The 23624-nt window shown below is 64.4% G+C and carries 16 protein-coding genes; 8 read left to right on the forward strand and 8 right to left on the reverse strand.

Annotated features, from left to right (window positions below; translation table 11 throughout):
• Nucleotides 1-157: 157 nt before the first annotated feature.
• Both aceF and aceE read right to left on the reverse strand, forming a co-directional pair.
• The gene (gene aceF / locus ACIPZB_RS02440; RefSeq protein WP_400638854.1) at nucleotides 158-1795 is read right to left on the reverse strand and encodes a dihydrolipoyllysine-residue acetyltransferase; all 1638 of its coding nucleotides are present in this window, start codon (nucleotides 1793-1795) and stop codon (nucleotides 158-160) included.
• A gap of 13 nt (nucleotides 1796-1808) precedes the next feature.
• Nucleotides 1809-4454, reverse strand: coding sequence for a pyruvate dehydrogenase (acetyl-transferring), homodimeric type (gene aceE / locus ACIPZB_RS02445; protein WP_400638855.1), 2646 nt, complete (start codon nucleotides 4452-4454; stop codon nucleotides 1809-1811).
• 383 nt (nucleotides 4455-4837) lie between these two features.
• Between aceE and glnE the strand changes: the two genes are divergently transcribed.
• The 8 genes from glnE (at nucleotide 4838) to ACIPZB_RS02485 (ending at nucleotide 14956) form a co-directional block, all read left to right on the forward strand.
• Nucleotides 4838-7771: a bifunctional [glutamate--ammonia ligase]-adenylyl-L-tyrosine phosphorylase/[glutamate--ammonia-ligase] adenylyltransferase gene (gene glnE / locus ACIPZB_RS02450; protein ID WP_400638856.1), complete on the forward strand. Its 2934-nt coding sequence runs from the start codon at nucleotides 4838-4840 to the stop codon at nucleotides 7769-7771.
• Nucleotides 7772-7998: 227 nt separating this feature from the next.
• Complete coding sequence (gene waaF, locus ACIPZB_RS02455; RefSeq protein ID WP_400638857.1) at nucleotides 7999-9048, forward strand: lipopolysaccharide heptosyltransferase II; 1050 nt, start codon at nucleotides 7999-8001, stop codon at nucleotides 9046-9048.
• A complete protein-coding gene (gene waaC, locus ACIPZB_RS02460) occupies nucleotides 9049-10107 on the forward strand; it encodes a lipopolysaccharide heptosyltransferase I (protein ID WP_400638858.1) in 1059 nt (352 codons plus the stop codon).
• Entirely contained in the window at nucleotides 10107-11231 is a 1125-nt protein-coding gene (locus tag ACIPZB_RS02465; RefSeq protein WP_400638859.1) for a glycosyltransferase family 4 protein, read from the forward strand. The genes waaC and ACIPZB_RS02465 overlap by 1 nt, the downstream gene beginning before the upstream one ends.
• Nucleotides 11228-12034 carry a lipopolysaccharide core heptose(I) kinase RfaP gene (rfaP, locus tag ACIPZB_RS02470; protein WP_008095931.1) on the forward strand — a complete coding sequence of 269 codons (807 nt, stop codon included), beginning with the start codon at nucleotides 11228-11230 and terminating at the stop codon, nucleotides 12032-12034. Before ACIPZB_RS02465 ends, rfaP begins: the two co-directional genes overlap by 4 nt.
• Complete coding sequence (locus ACIPZB_RS02475) at nucleotides 12034-12768, forward strand: lipopolysaccharide kinase InaA family protein (RefSeq protein WP_400638860.1); 735 nt, start codon at nucleotides 12034-12036, stop codon at nucleotides 12766-12768. Before rfaP ends, ACIPZB_RS02475 begins: the two co-directional genes overlap by 1 nt.
• Nucleotides 12765-13517, forward strand: a complete 753-nt coding sequence (locus tag ACIPZB_RS02480; RefSeq protein WP_400638861.1) for a lipopolysaccharide kinase InaA family protein — start codon at nucleotides 12765-12767, stop codon at nucleotides 13515-13517. Before ACIPZB_RS02475 ends, ACIPZB_RS02480 begins: the two co-directional genes overlap by 4 nt.
• Nucleotides 13517-14956 carry a lipopolysaccharide kinase InaA family protein gene (locus ACIPZB_RS02485; RefSeq protein ID WP_400638862.1) on the forward strand — a complete coding sequence of 480 codons (1440 nt, stop codon included), beginning with the start codon at nucleotides 13517-13519 and terminating at the stop codon, nucleotides 14954-14956. Before ACIPZB_RS02480 ends, ACIPZB_RS02485 begins: the two co-directional genes overlap by 1 nt.
• A 102-nt stretch (nucleotides 14957-15058) precedes the next feature.
• Here the strand turns inward: ACIPZB_RS02485 and ACIPZB_RS02490 are convergent, their stop codons facing one another.
• The 6 genes from ACIPZB_RS02490 to ACIPZB_RS02515 form a co-directional block, all read right to left on the reverse strand.
• Nucleotides 15059-17872 (reverse strand): dermonecrotic toxin domain-containing protein, encoded by a 2814-nt coding sequence (locus ACIPZB_RS02490; protein ID WP_400638863.1) that lies wholly within the window; start codon nucleotides 17870-17872, stop codon nucleotides 15059-15061.
• Nucleotides 17873-17944: 72 nt separating this feature from the next.
• Nucleotides 17945-18124 (reverse strand): hypothetical protein, encoded by a 180-nt coding sequence (locus ACIPZB_RS02495; protein WP_400638864.1) that lies wholly within the window; start codon nucleotides 18122-18124, stop codon nucleotides 17945-17947.
• Nucleotides 18121-19233, reverse strand: a complete 1113-nt coding sequence (locus tag ACIPZB_RS02500) for a PepSY-associated TM helix domain-containing protein (RefSeq protein ID WP_400638865.1) — start codon at nucleotides 19231-19233, stop codon at nucleotides 18121-18123. The genes ACIPZB_RS02495 and ACIPZB_RS02500 overlap by 4 nt, the downstream gene beginning before the upstream one ends.
• Nucleotides 19234-19315: 82 nt before the next feature.
• The gene (locus ACIPZB_RS02505; protein WP_400638866.1) at nucleotides 19316-21748 is read right to left on the reverse strand and encodes a TonB-dependent siderophore receptor; all 2433 of its coding nucleotides are present in this window, start codon (nucleotides 21746-21748) and stop codon (nucleotides 19316-19318) included.
• A gap of 220 nt (nucleotides 21749-21968) precedes the next feature.
• The gene (locus ACIPZB_RS02510; protein WP_400638867.1) at nucleotides 21969-22925 is read right to left on the reverse strand and encodes a FecR domain-containing protein; all 957 of its coding nucleotides are present in this window, start codon (nucleotides 22923-22925) and stop codon (nucleotides 21969-21971) included.
• The gene (locus ACIPZB_RS02515) at nucleotides 22922-23440 is read right to left on the reverse strand and encodes an RNA polymerase sigma factor (RefSeq protein WP_400638868.1); all 519 of its coding nucleotides are present in this window, start codon (nucleotides 23438-23440) and stop codon (nucleotides 22922-22924) included. The genes ACIPZB_RS02510 and ACIPZB_RS02515 overlap by 4 nt, the downstream gene beginning before the upstream one ends.
• Nucleotides 23441-23624 lie beyond the last annotated feature (184 nt).

The following is a 23624-nucleotide window of genomic DNA, read 5'->3' on the forward strand; positions in this document are numbered from 1 at the left end:
GGGGCGGGAAACTGTAGTTCGGGCCCAATCGCCGGCAAGCCGGCGATGAGGCCCTTGCAGGCAAAAAAAAGCCCCGCCAATCGACGGGGTTGAGGTACGAGCGTGGCAGCTCGAAAAAGGTACCTGCCTCCCCGAAGGAAGGCAGGTTGGCTGCGTGTTACAGCAGCATGGTGCGGATATCGCCCAGCACGTCGCCCAGGCGCTTGGTGAAGCGCGCGGCGGCAGCGCCGTTGATCACGCGGTGATCATAGGACAGCGACAGCGGCAGCATCAGCTTCGGCTGGAAGGCCTTGCCATCCCAGACCGGCTGCATGGTGGCCTTGGACACACCGAGGATCGCCACCTCAGGCGCGTTGACGATCGGCGTGAAGCCGGTGCCGCCAATGTGGCCGAGGCTGGAGATGGTGAAGCAGGCGCCCTGCATGTCGTCGGCCGACAGCTTCTTGGTGCGCGCCTTCTCGGCCAGGGCCGCGGCTTCGGCAGCCAGTTGCAGCAGGCTCTTCTGGTCGACGTTCTTGATCACAGGGACCAGCAGGCCGTCCGGGGTGTCCACGGCAAAGCCGATGTGCACGTACTTCTTGCGGATGATGGCCTTGCCGCTTGGCGCCAGCGAGCTGTTGAAGTCCGGCAGTTCCTTGAGCAGGAAGGCGCAGGCCTTGAGCAGCAGTGGCAGCACGGTCAGCTTGACGCCAGCCTTCTCGGCCACGGCCTTCTGCGCTACGCGGAAGGCTTCCAGCTCGGTGATGTCGGCGGAGTCGAACTGGGTCACGTGCGGCACGTTCAGCCAGCTGCGGTGCAGGTTGTTGGCACCGACCTGCATCAGGCGGGTCAGGGCCACTTCTTCCACTTCACCGAACTTGCTGAAGTCCACGGCCGGGATCGGCGGGATGCCAGCGCCGCCGGTTGCGCCGGCGGCTGCCGGTGCTTCCTTGGCCTTCTGCATCATCGCTTTGACGTAGACCTGCACGTCTTCTTTCAGGATGCGGCCGTGCGGGCCGGTAGCGGCAACCGCGCCCAGCTCGACACCGAATTCACGGGCCAGTTGGCGAACCGCCGGGCCGGCGTGAACCTTGGCGTTGTTGCCGGCAGCCGGTGCGGTGGCAACCGGAGCAGGCGCAGCGGCAGCCGGAGCAGCAGCAGGTGCGGCAGCCGGAGCAGCTTCAGCCTTGGCAGGTGCAGCAGCGGCCGGAGCCGGTGCTGCAGCCGGGGCAGCGCCAGCGACTTTGAGCTTGAAGATCAGGTCGCCAGTGCCGACTTCATCTTCGAGCTTGCACAGGACTTCTTCGACCACGCCAGCAGCAGGCGACGGGATCTCCATGGAGGCCTTGTCGGACTCCAGGGTGATCAGCGACTGGTCGGCTTCGACGGTATCGCCGACCTTGACCAGCACTTCGATGATCTTGGCCTTGCCCGACGAACCGATATCCGGCACGTGGATGTCCTGCACGCTGGCAGCGGCAGGTGCTGCAGCCGGGGCGGCAGCAGGGGCAGCTTCAGCAGCCGGAGCCGGTGCGGCAGCCTGGGCAGGTGCCGCGGCCGGAGCCTCGGGCGCCGCAGCGGCGCCCTCGGCTTCCAGCACCAGCAGTTCGTCGCCTTCTTTCAGGCGGTCGCCCAGCTTGACCTTCAGTTCCTTGATGACACCGGCCTTGGGCGCCGGGATCTCCATGGAGGCCTTGTCGGACTCCAGGGTCAGCAGGCTCTGGTCGGCCTCGATACGGTCACCGACCTTGACGAACAGCTCGATGATTTCACCTTCACCGCTGCCGATGTCAGGTACGCGAATGAGTTCGCTCACTTAAAAATACTCCTCAGCAGTCCAGTGGGTTGCGCTTGTCCGGATCGATGCCGAACTTGACGATAGCGTCAGCCACCACTTTCGGTTCGATCTCGCCACGGTCAGCCAAGGCTTCCAGGGCAGCCAGCACCACGAAGTGGCGGTCGACTTCGAAGAAGTGACGCAGCTTCTTGCGGCTGTCGCTGCGACCGTAACCATCGGTACCCAGGACTTTGAACTCTTTGCTCGGCACCCACTGACGGATCTGCTCGGCGAACAGCTTCATGTAGTCGGTAGAGGCAACAACCGGGCCTTTGCGGCCAGCCAGGCACTGCTCGACGTAGGTCTGCTCTGGCTTCTGGCCAGGCTTCAGGCGGTTGGCGCGTTCCACGGCCAGGCCGTCGCGGCGCAGTTCGTTGAAGCTGGTGACGCTCCACACGTCGGCACCGACGTTGAACTCTTCACGCAGGATCTTCGCCGCTTCGCGAACTTCGCGCAGGATGGTGCCGGAGCCCATCAGCTGAACGTGGTGCGCGGCTTCGCGAGTGTCGTCCTCGAGCAGGTACATGCCCTTGATGATGCCTTCCTCGACACCGGCCGGCATGGCTGGCTGCTGGTAGGATTCGTTCATCACGGTGATGTAGTAGAAGATGTCCTGTTGCTCTTCGGTCATCTTCTTCATGCCGTCCTGGATGATCACCGCCAGCTCGTAGCCGTAGGTCGGATCATAGGTGCGGCAGTTCGGGATGGTGCCCGCCATCATGTGGCTGTGACCGTCTTCGTGCTGCAGGCCTTCACCGTTGAGGGTGGTACGGCCGGCGGTACCGCCGATCAGGAAGCCACGGGTGCGGCTGTCGCCAGCGGCCCAGGCCAGGTCACCGATACGCTGGAAGCCGAACATCGAGTAGAAGATGTAGAACGGCAGCATCGGCTGGTTGTGGCAGCTGTACGAGGTACCGGCAGCGATGAACGACGACATGGCGCCGGCTTCGTTGATGCCTTCCTCGAGGATCTGGCCCTTCTTGTCTTCGCGGTAGAACATCACCTGGTCTTTATCGACTGGCTCGTAGAGCTGGCCGACCGACGAGTAGATGCCCAGCTGGCGGAACATGCCTTCCATACCGAAGGTACGGGCTTCGTCCGGGATGATCGGAACGATGCGCTGGCCGATTTCCTTGTCCTTGACCAGCTGCGCGAGGATCCGCACGAAGGCCATGGTGGTGGAGATTTCGCGGTCGCCCGAACCGTCCAGGATCGCCTTCAGGGTTTCCAGTGGCGGGGTCGGCACGCTGAAGCTCTTCGCGCGGCGCTGTGGCACGAAGCCACCCAGTGCGGAACGGCGCTCGGCCAGGTACTTGGCTTCGGCGGAACCTTCTTCGGGCTTGAAGAACGGCAGGTTCTCGAGCTCGCTGTCCTTGACCGGGATGTCGAAGCGGTCACGGAAGTGACGCAGGCTGTCGACGTCGACCTTCTTGGTGTTGTGCGCGGTGTTCTTGGCTTCGCCGGCACCGGTACCGTAACCCTTGATGGTCTTGGCCAGGATGACGGTCGGCTGGTCTTTGTGGTTGACCGCCTGGTGGTAGGCCGCATAGACCTTGTACGGGTCGTGGCCGCCACGGTTGAGCTTCCAGATCTCGTCGTCGGACAGGTCTTCGACCATGGCCTTGAGCTCTGGGGTGTTGAAGAAGTGCTGACGCACGTAGGCGCCGTCTTTGGCTTTGTAGTTCTGGTACTCGCCGTCGATGACTTCGTCCATGCGACGCTGCAGGGCACCGTTGGTGTCCTTGGCGAACAGTGGGTCCCAGAAACGGCCCCAGACGACCTTGTTGACGTTCCAGCCACCGCCACGGAACACGCCTTCGAGTTCCTGGATGATCTTGCCGTTGCCGCGAACCGGGCCGTCGAGGCGCTGCAGGTTGCAGTTGATGACGAAGATCAGGTTGTCCAGCTTCTCGCGGCCGGCCAGGGCGATCGCGCCCAGGGATTCCGGCTCGTCGCACTCGCCGTCGCCCATGAAGCACCAGACCTTCTGCTTGCCGGCCGGGATGAAGCCACGGGCTTCCAGGTACTTCATGAAGCGCGCCTGGTAGATCGCCTGGATCGGGCCCAGACCCATGGAAACGGTCGGGAACTGCCAGAAGTCAGGCATCAGCCATGGGTGCGGGTACGAAGACAGGCCTTTGCCGTCCACTTCCTGACGGAAGTTGTTCATCTGGTCTTCGTTGATGCGGCCTTCCATGAAGGCACGGGCGTAGACGCCTGGCGAAGCGTGGCCCTGGAAGAAGATCAGGTCGCCGCCGTGTTCTTCGGTCGGGGCCTGGAAGAAGTAGTTGAAGCCGATGTCGTACAGGGTGGCACTGGAGGCGAAGCTGGAGATGTGGCCACCCAGGTCCGAGTCCTTCAGGTTGGTGCGCATCACCATGGCCAGCGCGTTCCAACGCACCATCGAGCGAATGCGGCGTTCCATGAACAGGTCGCCAGGCATGCGTGCTTCGTGGGTGACGGGGATGGTGTTGCGGTATGGCGTGGTGATTGCGTATGGCAGCTGGGAGCCACTACGGGTGGCCAGCTCGCCCATGCGGGTCATCAGGTAATGAGCGCGGTCTTCGCCTTCTTTGTCGAGGACCGACTCCAGGGCATCCAGCCATTCCTGGGTTTCGATTGGATCGAGGTCTTGCATGGCTTGCTCCAGGGCGGAAAGGCCACCAGAATCGGGGGCCTGAGTTTGCGACTGGCCTTATGGGCAGACGTCGTGAATTCTTGGATTACCGGAGTGTGCACCGGCGGCGTGTAGTTTTACTACATTTGCTTTCGTATTTCATGCTTTTACACGGGCGGGGTAGTAGTAATACTACACAAATGCGACGTTTGGTCGCACCTTGGCTTGTGAGGAAAAACGTTCATGTTGGTTGGCGTTGTGTCGCGAACGGGTGATTCTTGATGTTTGATGCCAATGATTCGTTTTTTTCAGCTATTTCCAACTTTTGTACGACAGTCCAACCGTGGTCCAGCTTCCTCTTGGCCGCATTCAACCCTCTCATTCACGCCGATCAAGGATAGTCCATGCGCCTGCCTTTGCCGCTCGAACTGCCTGCCACCCTGCAACCGCTGGTCGCGCGTAATCAGCAGTTTCTGCTCGATGCGCTGGCTGGCCACCCCGAACTTGACCTGACGGCCTGGAGCCCGGTCCACCGGCAGCAATTCGACCAGGTGGCGGCGGCCAGCGACTTCGTCCTGGGCCTTGCCCAGCGCGAGCCGGCCATGCTGTTTGCGCTGGTGGCCAGCGGTGAGCTGGACCGCCGCTATGTAGGGGGCGAGCTGCGCGCGCACATCGCCGCCGCGGCACAGGCAGCGCAGAGCGAAGAGGAGCTGGCGCGCAACCTGCGTCGCGAGCGCAACCGCCTGCAACTGCGCATCATCTGGCGCGACATCACCCGCCAGGCCGAGCTCGGCGAAACCTGCCGCGACCTGTCCGACCTGGCCGATGCGGCCATCGACGAAGCCTATCAATGGCTGTACCCGCGCCATTGCCAGCAGTTCGGTACGCCGATCGGCCACCGCAGCGGCCAGCCGCAACATATGGTGGTGCTGGGCATGGGCAAGCTGGGGGCGGTGGAGCTGAACCTGTCGTCGGACATCGACCTGATCTTCGCCTTCCCCGAAGGCGGCGAAACCGAAGGGGTCAAGCGCTCGCTGGACAACCAGGAGTTTTTCACCCGCCTGGGCCAGCGGCTGATCAAGGCGCTGGACCCGGTGACCGTCGATGGCTTCGTGTTCCGCGTCGATATGCGCCTGCGCCCCTATGGCTCGGCCGGTTCGCTGGTGCTCAGCTTCAACGCCCTGGAGCAGTACTACCAGGACCAGGGCCGTGACTGGGAGCGCTACGCCATGATCAAGGCGCGGGTAGTGGCGGGCGACCATGACGCGGGGGCGCAGCTGCAGGGCATGCTGCGCCCGTTCGTCTACCGCCGCTACCTGGACTTCTCGGCCATCGAGGCGCTGCGCACCATGAAGCAGCTGATCCAGCAGGAGGTCCGGCGCAAGGGCATGGCCGACAACATCAAGCTGGGTGCCGGCGGCATCCGTGAGGTGGAGTTCATCGCCCAGGCCTTCCAGCTGATCCATGGCGGACGCGACCTGAGCCTGCAGCAACGGCCTTTGCTCAAGGTGCTGGCGACCCTGGAGGGCCAGGGCTACCTGCCGACGGCGGTGGTGCTCGAGCTGCGCGAGGGGTATGAATTCCTGCGTTACACCGAGCATGCCATCCAGGCCATTGCCGACCGCCAGACGCAAATGCTGCCGGACAGCGAACTTGATCGCGCGCGGGTGGCCTACATGCTCGGTTATGCCGACTGGCAGAGTTTCCATGACCATCTGATGCACTGGCGTGGCCGTGTCGACTGGCACTTCCGCCAGGTGATCGCCGACCCGGATGACGAAGACGGCGAAGGCGAACTGGTGGTCGGCGGCGAGTGGTCGCCGCTGTGGGAGCAGGCACAAGATGAAGAAGCCGCTTGCCGGCAGCTGCAGGAGGCCGGTTTCAAGAAACCCGCCGAAGCCTTGCGGCGCCTGGCCGGGTTGCATGGCAGCCCGCAGTTGCGCTCGATGCAGCGCATCGGCCGTGAGCGCCTGGATGCCTTTATCCCTCGGCTGCTGGCCCAGGCCGTGGAGCACGAGAACCCGGACCTGGTACTGGAGCGGGTACTGCCGCTGGTCGAGGCCGTGGCACGGCGTTCTGCCTATCTGGTGCTGCTGACCGAAAACCCCAGCGCCTTGCGCCGCCTGTTGACCTTGTGCGCCGCCAGCCCGTGGATTGCCGAGCAGATCGCCCGCTACCCGTTGCTGCTCGATGAACTGCTCAATGAAGGCCGGCTGTTCAGCCCGCCGATGGCGCCGGAACTGGCGGCCGAATTGCGCGAACGACTGACGCGCATCCCCGAGGACGACCTTGAGCAACAGATGGAGGCGCTGCGCCACTTCAAGCTGGCCCACAGCCTGCGTGTGGCCGCCTCGGAAATCAGCGGCAACCTGCGGTTGATGAAGGTCAGCGACTACCTCACCTGGCTGGCCGAGGCCATCCTCGACCAGGTGCTGGCCCTGGCCTGGCGCCAGACTGTGTCCCGCCATGGCCAGCCCAAGCGCAGCGACGGCAGCCTGTGCGACCCGGGGTTCATCATCATCGGCTACGGCAAGGTGGGCGGCCTGGAGCTGGGCCATGGCTCGGACCTGGACCTGGTGTTCATCCATGACGGCGACCCGCAGGCCGAAACCGACGGCGCCAAACCGATCGACAGCGCACAGTTCTTCACCCGCCTTGGCCAGCGCATCATCCACCTGCTGACCACCCAGACCAACTCTGGCCAGCTGTACGACGTCGACATGCGCCTGCGCCCCTCCGGCGCGTCGGGCCTGCTGGTCAGTTCGTTGGGCGCGTTCGAGCGTTACCAGCAGAACGAAGCTTGGACCTGGGAACATCAGGCCTTGGTGCGGGCCCGGGTGCTGGTGGGCTGCAAGCAGCTGACCACGGCATTCGAAAGTGTGCGCGCCAAGGTGCTGGGCCAGCCCCGCGACCTCGACAAGCTGCGCAGCGAAGTCAGCGAGATGCGCGCCAAGATGCGCGACAACCTGGGCACCAAGGCGACGGCCGCTGGCACTGCCAGCAACGCTTTCGACAACGGTATGGCGTTCGATATCAAGCAGGATGCCGGCGGTATCGTCGATATCGAATTTATGGTGCAATACGCCGCTTTGGCCTGGTCCCACGACCATCCGGCCATTCTTCGATGGACCGATAACATCCGCATTCTGGAAGAGCTGGAGCAGGCCGCGTTGATGCCGGCCAGCGATACGATCCTGCTGCGCGAGGTGTACAAGGCGTTTCGTTCTGCTTCACACCGCCAGGCCTTGCAGAAGGAGGCGGGGGTGATCGACGCGACGCTGTTTGCCGATGAACGCCGCGAGGTGCGGCGGATCTGGGGTGAGCTTGGGCTGACTTGAGATTGTTGGGGCCGCTTTGCGGCTCTTTCGCGACACAAGGCCGCTCCTACAGGAGATTGCATTCACTCTGTAGGAGCGGCCTTGTGTCGCGAAAGGGCTGCAAAGCAGCCCCAAAGGTCCATGTCCCACCACCGGTGGTACACTGTCCGCCACATAGCCTGAATATAAAGAGGGGAGGCCAGGCTGTAGCGCAGCCTGTAGCCTCCCCGAGCGTTTCTGGACTAAGCATGAGAATACTGATCATTGGCCCCAGCTGGGTCGGCGACATGGTAATGGCGCAGACCCTGTTCCAGTGCCTGAAACAGCAGCACCCCGACTGCGTGATCGACGTGCTGGCCCCCGAGTGGAGTCGGCCGATCCTTGAGCGCATGCCCGAGGTACGCCAGGCCTTGAGCTTCCCGCTCGGCCACGGTGCGCTGGAGCTGGCCACGCGCCGGCGCATCGGCAAGTCCCTGGCCGGCCAGTACGACCAGGCGATCCTGCTGCCCAACTCGCTGAAGTCGGCGCTGGTGCCGTTCTTCGCCGGTATCCCGAAGCGCACCGGTTGGCGTGGCGAAATGCGGTTTGGTTTGCTCAACGATGTGCGCAAGCTGGACAAGGCACGCTACCCGCTGATGATCGAGCGCTTCATGGCCCTGGCCTACGCGCCGGACGCCGAGCTGCCGCAGCCCTATCCACGGCCCAGCCTGCAGATCGAGGCGCCGAGCCGCGAGGCCGCCATGGCCAAGTTCGGCCTCGAACTGGACCGCCCGGTGCTGGCGCTGTGCCCAGGCGCCGAATTCGGCGAGGCCAAGCGCTGGCCCGCCGAGCACTATGCCGAAGTGGCCGATGCCATGATTCGTCGAGGCTGGCAGGTGTGGCTGTTCGGTTCGAAGAACGATCACCCTGTCGGTGAGCAGATCCGTGACCGGCTGATCCCGGGCTTGCGTGAAGAATCCTACAACCTGGCGGGTGAAACCTCGTTGGCCGAGGCCATCGACCTGATGTCCTGCGCCAATGCCGTGGTGTCCAACGACTCTGGCCTGATGCACGTGGCCGCAGCGCTGAACCGCCCGCTGGTCGCTGTGTACGGCTCGACTTCCCCAGGCTTCACGCCACCGCTGGCAGAGCAGGTGGAGATCGTGCGCACGGGCATCGAATGCAGCCCGTGCTTCGACCGTACCTGCCGCTTTGGCCACTACAACTGCCTGCGTTTGCTGGAGCCTGGCAAGGTGATCGCGGCGCTGTACAACCTGGGCGGGCCGAACCTGATCGATACCGTGGCCGAGGTCGACTAAGTGCGGGTACTGATCATCAAGACCTCGTCGCTGGGCGACGTGATCCACACGCTGCCGGCGCTCACCGATGCTGCCCATGCCATCCCCGGCATTCGCTTCGACTGGGTGGTGGAAGAGGGCTTCGCCGAAATCCCCAGCTGGCATCCGGCGGTCGACCGGGTCATCCCGGTGGCCATTCGGCGTTGGCGCAAGAACCTCTGGCAGACCCTCAAGAGCGGTGAGTGGAAGGCCTTCAAGCAACGCCTGCGCGAGCACAAGTACGACCTGGTGATCGACGCACAGGGCCTGGTCAAGTCGGCCTGGCTGACCCGCTACGTCAAGGCGCCGGTGGCCGGGCTCGACCGCTTCTCGGCGCGCGAAGGCCTGGCCAGCCGCTTCTATGACCGGCGCCTGTCGGTCGCGGTCGGCCAGCACGCGGTGGAACGCGTGCGCCAACTGTTCGCCATGGCCCTGGCCTACGACTTGCCGGAAGGCATCGGCAACTACGGCCTGGACCTCGACCGCCTGCAGCTGCCACCGGCTGCGCCCTACGTGGTGTTCCTGCATGGCACCACCTGGGCGACCAAGCACTGGCCCGAAGCCTACTGGCGCGAACTGGCCGAACGCCTGGGCCGGCGCAAGCTGCAGGTGCGCCTGCCGTGGGGCAACCCAGCCGAGAAGGCACGTGCCGAGCGCATCGCCCAGGGCTTGAACAACTGTGAAGTACTGCCCAAATTGAACCTTGCCGGCGTCGCTCGCGTGCTGGCAGCGGCCAAGGCTTGCGTGGCGGTGGACACTGGCCTGGGCCACCTGGCCGCGGCGCTGGATGTGCCGACCATTTCGCTGTTCGGCCCGACCAACCCGGGTCTGACCGGCGCCTACGGCCGCGTCCAGGTCCACCAGGCCAGCGACTTCCCTTGCGCGCCGTGCCTGCAGAAAAAGTGCACCTATAAACCGAGCGCCGACGATTTGCGCCGGTTCGATCTCAAACGCGAGTGGCCATTGTGCTTCACTCGCCTGAATCCCGAGCATGTGGCGAGCCGCTTGAGCGCGCTGCTGCTGGCTGAGGATGTCCGTTGATGCAACTGGCTTTCGTGCTTTACAAATATTTCCCCTTCGGCGGGCTGCAGCGCGATTTCATGCGCATTGCCCTGGAGTGCCAGAAGCGGGGCCACCAGATTCGCGTCTACACGCTGATCTGGGAGGGTGATATTCCGCCGGGCTTCGAGGTGCTGGTGGCGCCAGTAAAGGCGCTGTTCAACCACCGCCGCAACGAGAAGCTCAGCGCCTGGATGGCGGCAGACCTGGCCAAGCGCCCGGTCGACCGGCTGGTGGGTTTCAACAAGATGCCGGGGCTGGACGTGTACTACGCCGCCGACGGCTGCTTCGAGGACAAGGCCCAGACCCTGCGCGGCGGTTTGTACCGGCGCTGGGGCCGCTACCGGCACTTTGCCGAGTACGAGCGGGCCGTGTTCGCCAAGGATGCACATACCGAAGTGCTGATGATTTCCGAGGTGCAGCAACCGCTGTTCATCAAGCACTACGGCACGCCGGTCGAGCGCTTCCACCTGCTGCCGCCGGGCATTTCCCAGGACCGCCGCGCGCCGGCCAATGCCGCCGAGATCCGCGCCGAGTTTCGCAAGGAATTCAACCTGGGCGATGAGGACATGCTGCTGGTGCAGATCGGCTCGGGCTTCAAGACCAAGGGCGTGGACCGCAGCCTCAAGGCCCTGGCCGCGCTGCCATCAGAGCTGCGCAAGCGCACCAGGCTGATGGTCATCGGCCAGGACGACCCCAAGGTCTTCCAGCTGCAGAGCGCCACCTTGGGCCTGGGCGATCAGGTGCAGTTCCTCAAGGGTCGCAGCGACATCCCGCGCTTCCTGCTCGGTGCCGATCTGCTGATCCACCCGGCCTACAACGAGAACACCGGCACGGTGCTGCTCGAAGCCCTGGTCGCCGGCCTGCCGGTGCTGGTGTCCAAGGTCTGTGGCTACGCCCATTACATCGCCGAGGCCGACTGCGGCCTGGTGCTGGATGAGCCGTTCGAGCAGGAGCAGCTCAACCGCTACCTGCAGCGCATGCTCGAAGAGCCGCAGACGCGTGCAGAGTGGTCGCGCAACGGCCTGGCCTTTGCCGAGACCGCTGACCTGTACAGCATGCCGCAGCATGCTGCCGACGTGATCCTGGGGCAGGAGACCGCATGAAGTTGATACTGGCCGAACCCTTCAAGCGCCTGTGGGCCGGGCGTGATGCCTTCGAGGCCGTGGAAGCGCTGCAAGGGGAGGTCTACCGCGAGCTGGAAGGGCGCCGCACGCTGCGTACTGTGGTCGAAGGCGAAGGTTTCTTCGTCAAGATCCACCGCGGCATCGGTTGGGGCGAGATCTTCAAGAACCTGCTCACCGCCAAGCTGCCGGTGCTCGGTGCTGGTCAGGAGTGGCAGGCCATCCAGCGCCTGCATGAGGTTGGCGTGCCGACCATGACGGCGGTCGCCTATGGCGAGCGCGGCAGCAACCCGGCGACCCAGCATTCGTTCATCGTCACCGAGGAGCTGGCGCCGACCGTCAGCCTGGAAGACTTCAGCCTCGACTGGGTCAAGCAGCCGCCCGAGCCGCGCCTCAAGCGTGCGCTGATCGGCGAAGTGGCGAAGATGACCGGCGGCATGCACCGCGCCGGGGTCAACCACCGCGACTGCTACATCTGCCACTTCCTCCTGCACACCGACCGCCCGGTGACGGCGGATGACTTCAAACTGTCGGTCATCGACCTGCACCGTGCCCAGACCCGGGCGAAAATCAGCCGCCGCTGGCGTGACAAGGACCTGGCCGCGCTGTACTTCTCGGCGCTGGACATCGGCCTGACCCAGCGTGACAAGCTGCGCTTCCTGCGCGGGTACTTCCAGCGCCCGCTGCGCCAGATCCTCGTCGACGAGGCGGCGCTGCTCGCCTGGCTCGAACGCAAGGCGCAGAAACTCTACGACCGCAAGCAACGCTATGGGGATGCACTCTGATGGCGGGTTGGACACTGGCGCCGGGCTATGAGCAGCTGGCGGCGGACTTCGGCAGTCTCGATGCGGTGTTCGCCCTGCAGGGCGAGCGCCTGACCCACGACCCGCTCAGCGAGGTCATCCGTGTCGAGCGTGGCGGCGTCCACTATTACGTCAAGCGCTACACCGGTGCCGGCAAGCACATGCGCCGCTACCTGGGCCGGCCGCGGATCAAGGCTGAATGGCAGAACCTCAAGCAGTTCGCCAAGTGGGGCATCCCCACCGCCGAAGTGGTCGCCTGGGGCCTGGAACGCAAAGGCCTGGCCTTTGGCCGTGGCGCGATGATCACCCGCGAGCTGCCGAACACCGAAGACTTGTCGGCGCTGGCCGAGCGCAACGACCCACGTCTGGCCGACCGCCACTGGGTCAAGCATGTCACTCATCAGCTGGCGCGATACACCCGGGTCATGCACGAACATCGCTTTGCCCACAACGACCTGAAGTGGCGCAACCTGCTGGTCGACGACCTGGGCACGCTATTCTTCATCGACTGCCCGACCGGCGACTTCTGGCGTGGCTTCATGTGGCGCCACCGGATGATCAAGGACCTGGCGTGCCTGGACAAGGTCGCCAAATATCACCTGTCGGCGACCCAGCGTCTGCGTTTCTACCTGCAGTACCGCGGGCGCCAGCGCCTGACCGTGCGCGACAAGCGGCGCATTCGCCAGGTGCTGAGTTTCTTCGAGGGAAGGGAATGACCGATTACCTGGCCAGCGCGGACCTCGCGCTGCTCAAGCGCCATGGCCTCAACGACTTCGAGGCGCTGTGGGCGCTGCAGCTCGATGCCGTGGACGAACCCAATACCGGCCGTGGCGGCTGGAGCAGCGTGTTTCGCCTGGAGCTCGAAGGCAAAGGCTACTACCTCAAGCGCCAGTGCGACTACCTGACCCGTACCCTGCACCGACCTTTCGGCGAACCGACCTTCGCCCGCGAGTTCCGCAACATCAGCCGTTACCAGAAGCTGCAGATCCCGGCCCTGCAGGCGGTGTTCTACGGTGAGCGCAAGCAGGACGGCCAGCACCGGGCGATTCTGCTGACCCGCGCGCTGGACGACTGGAGCGACCTGGAAAGCCTGCTGGCCCAGTGGCCGCAGCTGGCCGAGGCCGAGCGTGGCGGTATCCTCCAGGCCTGCGGCCTGCTGGCGCGCACGCTGCACGGCGCCGGCCAGGTGCATGGCTGCTTCTACCCCAAGCACATCTTCCTGCGTCGTCGCCGTGACGGCTGGGACGCCCAACTGATCGACCTGGAAAAGACCCGGCCGCTGCTGTTCGGCATGCGTGACCGGCTCAAGGACCTGGAGCCGCTGCTGCGTCGCGCTCGCGCCTGGAGCGAGGCGGACGTGCGCCAGCTGCTGGCCGCCTACCTGGTACAGCCCGCCGAGGGCGCCCAGGTCGAAAACTGGCTGCAACGCCTGACGCAACGCCGTCGTGAAAAAGAGGCCCGCTGATGCGTTTGTCTGAATTGAAAGCCACCGGGCGCAGCCCATCGCTGCCCTTGTCCGTGACCCTGGCCGATGCCGCCGGCAGCGCCGACCTGCAACTGCTCAGCCTACTGCGCGTATTGCCAGGCCAGCGTTATGTGGGCGCCGGCGTCTGGCGTGGCACACCGGTGCTGGCCAAGCTGTTGGTGGGCAGTAACGCCGCGCGCCATTTCCAGCGTGAGTTGGAAGGGGTGAAGCTGCTGGCCGAACAAGGACTGACCACACCGAAGCTGCTGGCCGATGGCCTGAAGGAAGGCGAGGGTGGCTGGCTGTTGTTCGAGTTCCTTGACGGTGCCGAAAGCCTGGCCGATGCCTGGGCAGCGGTAGAGGGCCTGCCGGTACTGGCGGACGAGCAGCACCTGGTGCTCGGCGAAGCGCTGACCGCCGTCGCGCAGATGCACGCCAAGGGCCTGTGGCAGGAAGACCTGCACCTGGACAACCTGCTGCGTCACGGCGGCAATCTGTACCTGATCGACGGCGCCGGCATCAAGGCCGAAACGCCGGGCCAGCAGTTGTCGCGCCCGCGCGTGCTGGAAAACCTCGGCGTGTTCTTCGCCCAGTTGCCCAAGCGCCTGGAGCCGTTCATCGAAGAGCTGCTGGTGCATTACCTGCTGGCCAACGCCGAGCATGCGCTGCCGATGGAAGCGCTGCAGAAGCAGGTGGACAAGGTGCGCAACTGGCGCCTGAAGGATTACCTGGAAAAGGCCGGTCGCGAATGCACCCTCTTCAGCGTCGAGCGCAGCCTGTCCGGTTTGCGCGCGATTCGCCGTGGCGAAGTCGAGGCCATGCTGCCGGTACTGGAGCAGGCCGATGCGCTGATCGACCAGGGCCACCTGTACAAGACTGGCGGTGCGGCCAGTGTGGCGCGCATCGAGGTGGGCGGTCGCACCCTGGTGCTCAAACGCTACAACATCAAGAACACCGCGCACTGGTTCAAGCGCTTCTGGCGCCCCAGCCGCGCCTGGCATTCCTGGATCGAAGGGCACCGTCTGGAGTTTCTCGACATCGCCACGCCGCGCCCGTTGGCGGTGCTGGAGCAGCGCGTCATGGGCCTGCGCAGCCGGGCTTTCCTGGTCACCGAATTTGCCGATGGCCCGGACCTGACGGCGTGCTTCGCGCCTTATGTGGAAAACGGTGATGCGCCTGAGGAGCAGGTCGATGCCCTGGTGCACGTGATGCAGCAGCTGATCCGCGAGCGCATCAGCCACGGCGACTTCAAGGGCCATAACCTGTTCTGGCAGAACGGCCAGTGGTCGCTGATCGACCTCGACGCCATGTGCCAGCATGCCACCCAGCTGAGCTTTGCGCCGGCCTATGCCCGGGACCGGGCACGGCTGCTGCGCAACTGGCCGAGTGCTAGCGCCTTGCACCAGCGGCTCGACAGGTTGCTGCCGAAGCTGGACTAGCGAGCACACACAAATCCTTGTGGGAGTATCTGCGATCCCGGTGGGAGCCGGCTTGCCGGCGATAGGGCCTGTACAGACTGTCCAGGTTTGCCTGCCCCGGCCTCATCGCCGGCAAGCCGGCTCCCACAGGCGGATCGCTGTCTTTGAGCCAAGCGGCAGTGATACATCCGGCAATGGCAACCACCCGCTGCTGCGCCCGGCCTGGCGCACGCGTATCAGCCACTTGCCCGCTTCCCAGCGCAACACCGCCCAAGGCACCACCCCCGCCTCCTGTGCTGCCGGGATGGGTAGATGCAAACGATCCGGCAACAGGTGCCGACGCACCGGCAATTGCCCCTTGCGCAACTGCAGGTACAACTGCCCCTCAGCCTCATGCAGCCCTCGCTCCATTTCCAGCGGCACACCATCGAGCGCCTCGCTCAGGTAGCAGCCATCGAGCAACTGCTGCATATCCGGCAGCCCGTCATGCCAGAGCAGCGGTGAGTCGATCACCCATTGGCCATCGGCCCTGCGCCTTACCGGCTGCTGCAAGTAGGCATCCGGCTGTTCGGGGTCGATGGCCCGCCAGCGCTGGCCATCGAAGCTGACCTTGTAGTGACGGTTGTCCTTGTCCTTGACGAAATACTGCGACATCCCTCCAAACGGCGAAACCTGCTCGTACACCCCTTCGCCGTAGATGCCATCGATGCGGTAGCGCAGGGTGCTGACATCCACCTGCACCTCGAAGCGTTTGGGCAAGGGTAACGGCGGTTGCCTGGGCATGCCGCGCAGGGTGCGTCGCAGCAAGCCGGAGCCGGCGTAGCTGATGGCAGCGTCGTTGGCATGGCTGAGGGCGTTGTAGGCATGGCGTAGCACGCCTTCTGCATCATCCTGCTTGAACGCGTTGACGCCGTCCCAGATATCGATGGTCATACGCCCGACGGACAGGGCCAGCAAGGCCCGGCTGGGCAGCAGCAGGCTGATGAAGTCGAGCAGGCGCCAGGACAGGTCGAGGACCGACTGCGCGTCGACTTCCCGGGTCGTCCTGCTGTTGGCATCGGCATCGGCCAGCATGGCACGGGCTTCGGCCATGTAGCAGGCATAGAACAGGTCGTCTTCGATCTCCGGGGTTCTCAGGGATGTGCTGAGCTTGCCTTTGCTCAACAAGCGCCTTACGTGCGCGGCAGGCAGCAGCGGCAAACGCTGGACGACGTAGTCGCTCAGAGGGGGCTGCTGGCGTAGGGTGCGCAGTAGCTCGCGAGTGTTGCGGAATCGGCGCCAAGCCCTGCGGTCCGGTGCATCCGGGGTGTACAACACGCAACTGGAGGAGCGCTGGGCGGTGGTGTTGATCAAGAGCACGCCTTGCAGCGTATGCCCCATGATGCGCAGTTGCCGGACCTTGATCGCATAGCCGGCCACCAGTGGACGCAATGCGTTGTGCGGATAATCGATCACGGCGTTCGCCCATTGATAGCCATGTTCGAAGGGGTCGTCGCCGAAGTGCCCGGCATAACGGGCCTTGGCCGCTTCGGCACGCAGGCGCGCACGGTTGACCAGGGCATGATTGCGCAACCGCCACTTGCCAGCCCTGGACGTGATCAGCTGGGTTTGCAGGAAGTCTCTGTAACTGCCACCCACGTTCAGGTCCCTGATCAGGCCCTTCACATAAGCCGCCGACAATTCAGGCGGCAGCGCCTTGCCCTGACGGTGTGTCACCTGTGCGGTCAGCCAATAGTCGGTATCGAACCAGGGCAAGTTGCGCAGGGCCAGTTGGTCCAGCGATTGGGTCTCCTTGACCATTTCGATCATTTCATCGCCCACCCGCTGCAAGCCGTGGTAGGCGATATAGGACGAGGTGGCGAACGGATGCAGTATGGCCCCGGTTCGCCGCGTGCGGACCACGCTGACCTCAATCTGTTCGGGTGGGCTGTCGATGCCCAGGTCGCTGCGCAAGCGCTCACCCAGGCGCGCTCTGGCCCAGGCGAGCAGGCTGTGTTGCTGGGTGAACGCCCGGATGTCGAGAATGCCAGGAGCCGCCGCTCGCTCGGCTGCTACCACCAGTTCCTGCATGGTTTGCATGATGTGACTCAGCCCTTGAGTGCCGGCATTGCGCAGCCAATTGGGGAGGTTCTTTTCCAGCAGTAGCGAGTAACGCGTGCGCACCAAGGCCTGGCTGTCGATGTCGCGATCCAGCGCCATGGCGGCGTTCATCCGCTCGCGGGTAGCGTCGAGCCAAAGGTTCGGGTCGTTGCAGCGTTGGCGCTGGGCATCGATGACCACGTCGATCTGCGCTTCGAGCAGGCTGTCGGCGTACCAGTCATAACGCAGGCGCTGTGCCTGGCGGGCACGCTCGGCCTGAGTGGCATCGCTGTAGAGGCGTAACAGCGACTGGCTCTGCAAGGGGTCTTCGAGCCTTTCACACAGCTCCCGATGAAGCTCTGCGAGGGTGTCGAACGCTTCGATGCCTTGGGTCAGGCTACAGAGCAGCACCGGCCCTGTCGTGGCTTGCTCGGTGAGCATCCGGCCTTCTTCGGTACCGCCGATGACGACCAGCGTGCCTGGCAGGTAACTGCGCCAGTTGGGATGAAAGCCTTCGATCAGTATGCGGTACACCTGCGAGCATTGGCCCAATGGCAAATGCCTGCGCTGACCGGCCAGGGGAAAGGCGAGGCAGGTGTATAGCAGCGCGGCCTGCTCGTCGGTCAGGGTCTGGTCATCCAGGCGCAGCCGGGCTTCGGCGACCAGTTGGGCATTACGCAGCCGCAGCAGGTGTTGCCGGGGCGTCAGGCCTTCGCCGTCCGGTGTGCTCCAGAAACTGGCCAGGTCGCCATGCAGGCGAGAGCGTGTGGCTGCATCGTCGGTCTGTGGTACCGGGAGATTTTTCAGTAGATCACGGATCTGTTGATCGATCCGTTCGAGTTGTTCGAGAGGGCGCATGCGGGCTGGTCCTGATGACAAGGTCGCCCATGCTGAAAACGCCTGGCGCCTGTCAGGTGCTAGCCCGCTACCTCAGCTGCGCCTGAACAGAGCCCGTGCGCTGAGCAGTGCGGGAATGCCGAGCCCGACCCAGGCCAGCACGTCCCAGCCACCGTCGCCGAGCAGCGCGGCGAACAGCCCGACGGCGCCCAGCAGTGCTATCAGCAGTGGCCAGGTGAACAGGCGCGAGGTGGATTGTGAACGGTGGCTCATGGTCGGCCTCCCTTGCCTTTTCGCCGCTTGCCCCACCACAGGTAAAGGCCACTGGCGAGGACGATGATGGTCAATACATCGAGCACTGCCCAGAGAATCTGCATCGGCCGCCCGCCATAGTCACCGAAGTGCAGCGGCTGCGACAGGCCCATGGCGTCCATGTACCAAGGGCGCTCGCCGACGGCGGTTACTGCCAAAGTCTGTGCATCGATCAGGACCGGCGTCAGCAGGTGCGAGGTCAGGTGCGTGGCGCCTTTCATGAACACCGCATAGTGATGCTCGCTGGAGAAGCGTGTGCCGGGGAAGGCGATGAAGTCCGGGCGCATGCCGGGCGCGGCCTGCTCGGCGATGGCCAGCAAGTGGGTGGCCGGCGCGCGTTCAGTGAGTGGCGGGGCATCGCGGTACGGCTCGACCATGGCGGCCAGGCTGTCGTTGCGCCAGGCGGCGATGACCAGGTCGGAGAGGGCGCTGATCACGCCCGTGACGCCTACCGTCAGTGCCCAGGCCAGGGTCACCACGCCGATCAGGTTGTGCAGGTCGAGCCAGCGCAGGCGCCGGGACTTGTCGTGGCGCACCGTGGCGAAGTCCAGGCGGCGCATGAACGGTGCGTACAGCACCGTGCCGGAAACGATCGCCACGACGAACAGCACACCCATGAAGGCCAGCAGCAATTTGCCGGGCAGGCCGGCGAACATGTCCACATGCAGCCGCAGCATGATCATCATGAAACCACCGTTGGCGGCTGGCATGGCCACGGCTTCGCCGGTGCGCGCGTCGAGCATGAAGGTGTGCGATGAGTTGGGCTCGGTGCCGGCGGTGGCGGCGGTGATCGCCATCACGCCGTTGGGTTCGTCTTCATCGAAGCCGAAGTACTGCATCACCTCGCCAGGACGGTGCTGTTCGGCCTTGACCACCAACTGCTGCAGGTCAAGGTGGGGCGTGGCCGCCGGCAGCTCGCGCAGCTCGGGGGCATCGCCGAGCAGGTGTTCCAGTTCGTGATGGAAGATCAGTGGCAGGCCGGTGAGGGCCAGCAACAGCATGAACAGGGTGCAGACCAGGCTGCTCCAGGTGTGGATCACCGACCAGCGGCGGATGGTTGGGCTTTTCATTACATTTTGTTTCTCGATGTTCAGAAAGACCAAAGCCGTCCACGGGGGACGGCTTGGTCGGCAATCTCACAACGTCACACGCTTACCACTTGTAGGTGGCGCTCGCGACGACGCTGCGCAGGTCTCCGTAGTAGCAGTAGAACGCGTCGCAGGTGGAGATGTAGTCCTTGTTCAACAGGTTGGTGGCGTTGACCGCCACCGATGCGCCCTTGAGGCTGTTGTCCAGGCGGCCCAGGTCGTAATGCACGGACGCGTCGAAGACGGTGTAGGCGTCGGCCTTGCCCAGGTAGGTATTGGCCTGGTCGCCGTAGGTATTACCGGTGTAGCGTGCGCCGGCGCCGACACCGAAGCCGTCGAGCACACCCGTGTGCCAGGTGTAGTCGGCCCACAGCGAGGCTTGCTGGTTGGGCATCAGTTGCAGACGGTTGCCTTTGTACTGGCCGTCCTGCACTTCCGACTTGGCCAGGGTGTAGGCCGCGATCACCTTCAGGTTGTCGGTGACGTCGGACACGGCTTCAAGCTCCAGGCCGTGGACTTTCACTTCGCCGGTCTGGCTGGTGACGGTGACGTTGCCAACGTTGTTGGTGACCGAGACGTTTTTCTGCGTCAGGTCATAGATGGCAGCCGACAGCAAGGTGTTGGAGCCTGGCGGCTGGTACTTGATGCCCAGCTCCCACTGCTTGCCTTCGGTCGGTTTAAACGACTCTTGTGGGTCTACGCTGGCATTGCTGGCCGGCTGGAAGGACTCGGCATAGGACAGGTACGGCACGAAGCCGGAATCGAAGACGTAGCTGATCGCCGCGTTGCCGCTGAAATTGCTGTCGCGTTGAGTGTTGGTGGCATCACCCTTGTTGAAGAACTTGGTGCCGGTATGCACCCAGTCTTCACGCCCGCCCAGGGTCAGGCGCCAGTTGTCGAGGGCCATCTGGTCCTGGACGTACAGGCCGGTCTGGTAGGTCTTCTGGTTGTAGTCGTAGAACGCATCGGAGCGGGGCGGGCGGGTGATCGGCAGGCCGTATTCCGGGTGGTTGACGTTGATTGGCGGCGCCGAGCCGAAGATAGCCAGGTAATTGGTGTTGCTGCGCTGGTGGTCCAGGCCGAGCAACAGGGTGTGGTTGACGGCGCCGGTGGCGAAATCAGCCTGGAAGTTGTTGTCGACCGCGAACTGGCTGATGTCTTCATCGACGTTGGTGGTGCCGCGACCGACATTGCCTTCGTCGTCCACCACCATGCCGAACTCAGGCAGGTAGCTGTTGACGGTGACCGTCTGGAACTCCAGGTCCGACTTGGTATAGCGCAGGTTCTGGCGGAACTGCCACACGTCGTTGATGCGGTGTTCGAAGGCGTAGCCCAGCGCGTAGTAGGTGCGGTCGTAGAAATCGTAGTCGGGGTCACCGAGGTTCTTGTGGTGCGAGATGTCGCCGAACGGCATGTCGATCTTGGTGCCCTGGATCGGCCGGAACTGGCTGGTGACGCCGGTATCGTCGCGGGTGAACTGGGTCAGGAAGGTCAGCGAGGTGTCTTCGTCGATATTCCAGGTCAGGCTCGGGGCGATGTTGTAGCGCTTGTCGTCGATGTGGTCGATCTGCGTGCCGCCATCACGGACCACGCCGCTGAGGCTGTACAGGAACTGGCCCTCCTCGTCGAGCTTGCCGGTGCTGGCGAAGTTGATCTGGCGGTGGTTGTCGCTGCCATACTGCAGTTGGATTTCGTTGGCGCTTTCGGCCTGCGGGCGGCGGCTGACCATGTCCAGCAGGCCGCCGGGCGGGGTCTGGCCATAGACCGAGGACGCCGGGCCGCGCAGCAGGGCCAGGCGGTCAAGGTTCCAGGTTTCGGCCTTGGGGTTGGCGTAGACACCGCGCGGCAGCGGCAGGCCGTCGAGGAACTGGGTCGGTTCGAAGCCACGTACCCGCATCCAGTCATAACGGGTGTCGCTGCCGAAGCTGGCGGAGACGATCCCCGGCATGTAGCGCACGGCATCGTCCAGGCTGTGCACGCCGCGGTCGCTCATCTGCTGGCGGGTGGCAACGGAGATCGAGCGCGGCACTTCGACGAGTGCGGTATCGGTTTTTGTGCCTGCGGCCGTGCGCTTTGCGGTGTAGCCCTCGACGGGGCCCCAGGCGCTTTCGTAGCTGGAGTTGGCGTCGATCGTGGTTTCCGGCAGCGCCAGTGTCCCTTCTGGGGTCGCCACCAGGCTATAGCTGCCGACGCTGCTCTGCTCCAGTTGCAATCCAGTGCCGCGCAGGGCCGCTTGCAGCGCACCGAGGCCGTCGTACTGGCCGTTGACCGGCGCCGATTGGCGGCCACTGACCAATGCCGGATCGATGGCCAGGGCAATGCCCGACTGGCTGGCGATCTGGTTCAGGGTGTTGGCCAATGGTCCGGCCGGTAGCTTGTAGGCGCGCGGCGTCGATTGCTCGGCGGCGAACAGGGCAGGGCTGGCCAATGGTGCGGCCACGGCGATGGCCAGGGCCATCAGGCTGGGACGCAGGAAACGATCAACAGCGCGGGACATGCAGCGGCTCCTCGACGGATAAGTGCTTTCTGCTTCCTTGCCGAGCGAGATTTGTGAAGTGACAGGGGTAATCTGAAAAAAAGTGAGAATTGTTTGGGTTTGGTTGCAGCCTGCTCTGGCCCTATCGCCGGCAAGCCGGCTCCCACGGGTAGGTCACTGCTCTCAAGAGCTGTGCTTTCCCTGTGGGAGCCGGCTTGCCGGCGATGAAGCCAACACGGTTTTACTTGGGAACTACGGTCACCCACCACGGCGCATGCCGCTCGATCTTCACCGGCAACGCCGGCACCAGCGAGGCCAGTGCCAGGTCGGTGTCGGTCAGCGGGAAACTGCCTGTGACCCGCAGATTGGCGACTTCATCGGCCACGCCCAGGTGCCCGCTGCGGTACTCGCCCAGCTTGGCCAGCAAGTCGGCCAGGCGCACGTTGTCCACCACCAGCATGCCGCGGGTCCAGGCATCGGCACCGGCCTGCACCGGGTCGACCTGGCCCAGGCCATTGGAGCTCATCAGCACTTGCTGGCCTTCGCGCAGTATCTGCTCGTCACCACTGTTCAGCGGCATGGCGGCGACCGAGGCCTGCAGCACCTCCAGGCGCGTGCCGCGATCTTCGCGGCGCACCAGGAAGCGTGTGCCCAGTGGGCGCAGGCGGCCATCGTCGGTGCGTACCAGCAACGGGCGAGGGTCCAGGTGGCCGGTTTCGACCGAAATTTCACCCTGGTGCAGAACCAGTACGCGTTGATCGCCCTGGTAATCGATGTCGACCGCCGTGTGGCTGTTGAGGCTTAGCAGCGTGCCGTCTTCCAGGCGCAAGGTCCGCAGCTCGCCGGTGGCGGTGCGCTGGTCGGCCAGCCAGTAGCTGGGCGACAGCGATGGCCCGCCGACCCAGGCCAATAGCGAGCCGAGCAGCAGCATGCCGGCCAATCCGCTGCCGGTCTTGGCGATGCGCCGGCGCAGGCCGGCGCGCGATTGCAGCAGTGCCTGGCGGGCCGGGCCGGCGGCGGCACTGACGCGTTGGTCGAGGGCGCCAAGCTGGCGCCAGGCGCGGGCGTGTTCTTCGCTGGCGGCGTGCCAGCGCATGAATTCGTTGCGTTCATCGTGCGTGCCACTGCCGTCGTCCAGGCTCATTTTCCAGGCGATGGCGGCTTCAAGGACGCGGGACGAAACCGGTGAGCCGTTCACGTCGGCTCCCCGTACAGAGCGATATAGCATTGGCGCATGCCTTGAGCGATGTATTGGCGCACTCGCGATACTGAAACCCCCAGGCGCTCGGCGATCTCGGCATGGCCCATGCCGTCCAGGCGGTTATGCAGGAAGGCCGCGCGGGCCTTGCTCGACAGCTTGCCGAGCAGACGGTCGATGGCCTTGAGGTCTTCGAGGATCAGGTGCTGGATTTCCGGGGAGGGATGTTCGGCTTCCGGCAAACGGGCCAGTTCGGCCAGGTAGGCCTGTTCCAGCGCCGCACGGCGGAAGTGGTCGAACATCAGGCCCTTGGCCACGGCAGCGAGGAAGGCGCGGGGCTCGCGGGGGGTATCCAGCTGTGCGCGGCCGAGCAGGCGCACGAAGGTGTCCTGGCTCAGGTCTTCGGCACGCTGGCGGCAGGCCATGCTGCGCTGCAGCCAGGCGAGCAGCCAGCCGCGATGGTCGCGATACAGCGCACCGACCAGATCGGCATGTGGGCTTTGTGCTGAAGACACGCAGCGTCCCCCCGGAACGTATGCATTAACTAACGATAATTATTCGCGATTGTTGCAGAGGCGGGGGGTGGCGTGCAATGGACGCTTATCGGAATGCCAGCATGCAGGGGCTGAAAATTGAGGTTGTCAGTGCTGGCCCTATCGCCGGCAAGCCGGCTCCCACAGGCACAACGCAGGCCTTGAG

The organism is Pseudomonas sp. NPDC089396 (assembly GCF_044749545.1).
Classification (GTDB): domain Bacteria; phylum Pseudomonadota; class Gammaproteobacteria; order Pseudomonadales; family Pseudomonadaceae; genus Aquipseudomonas.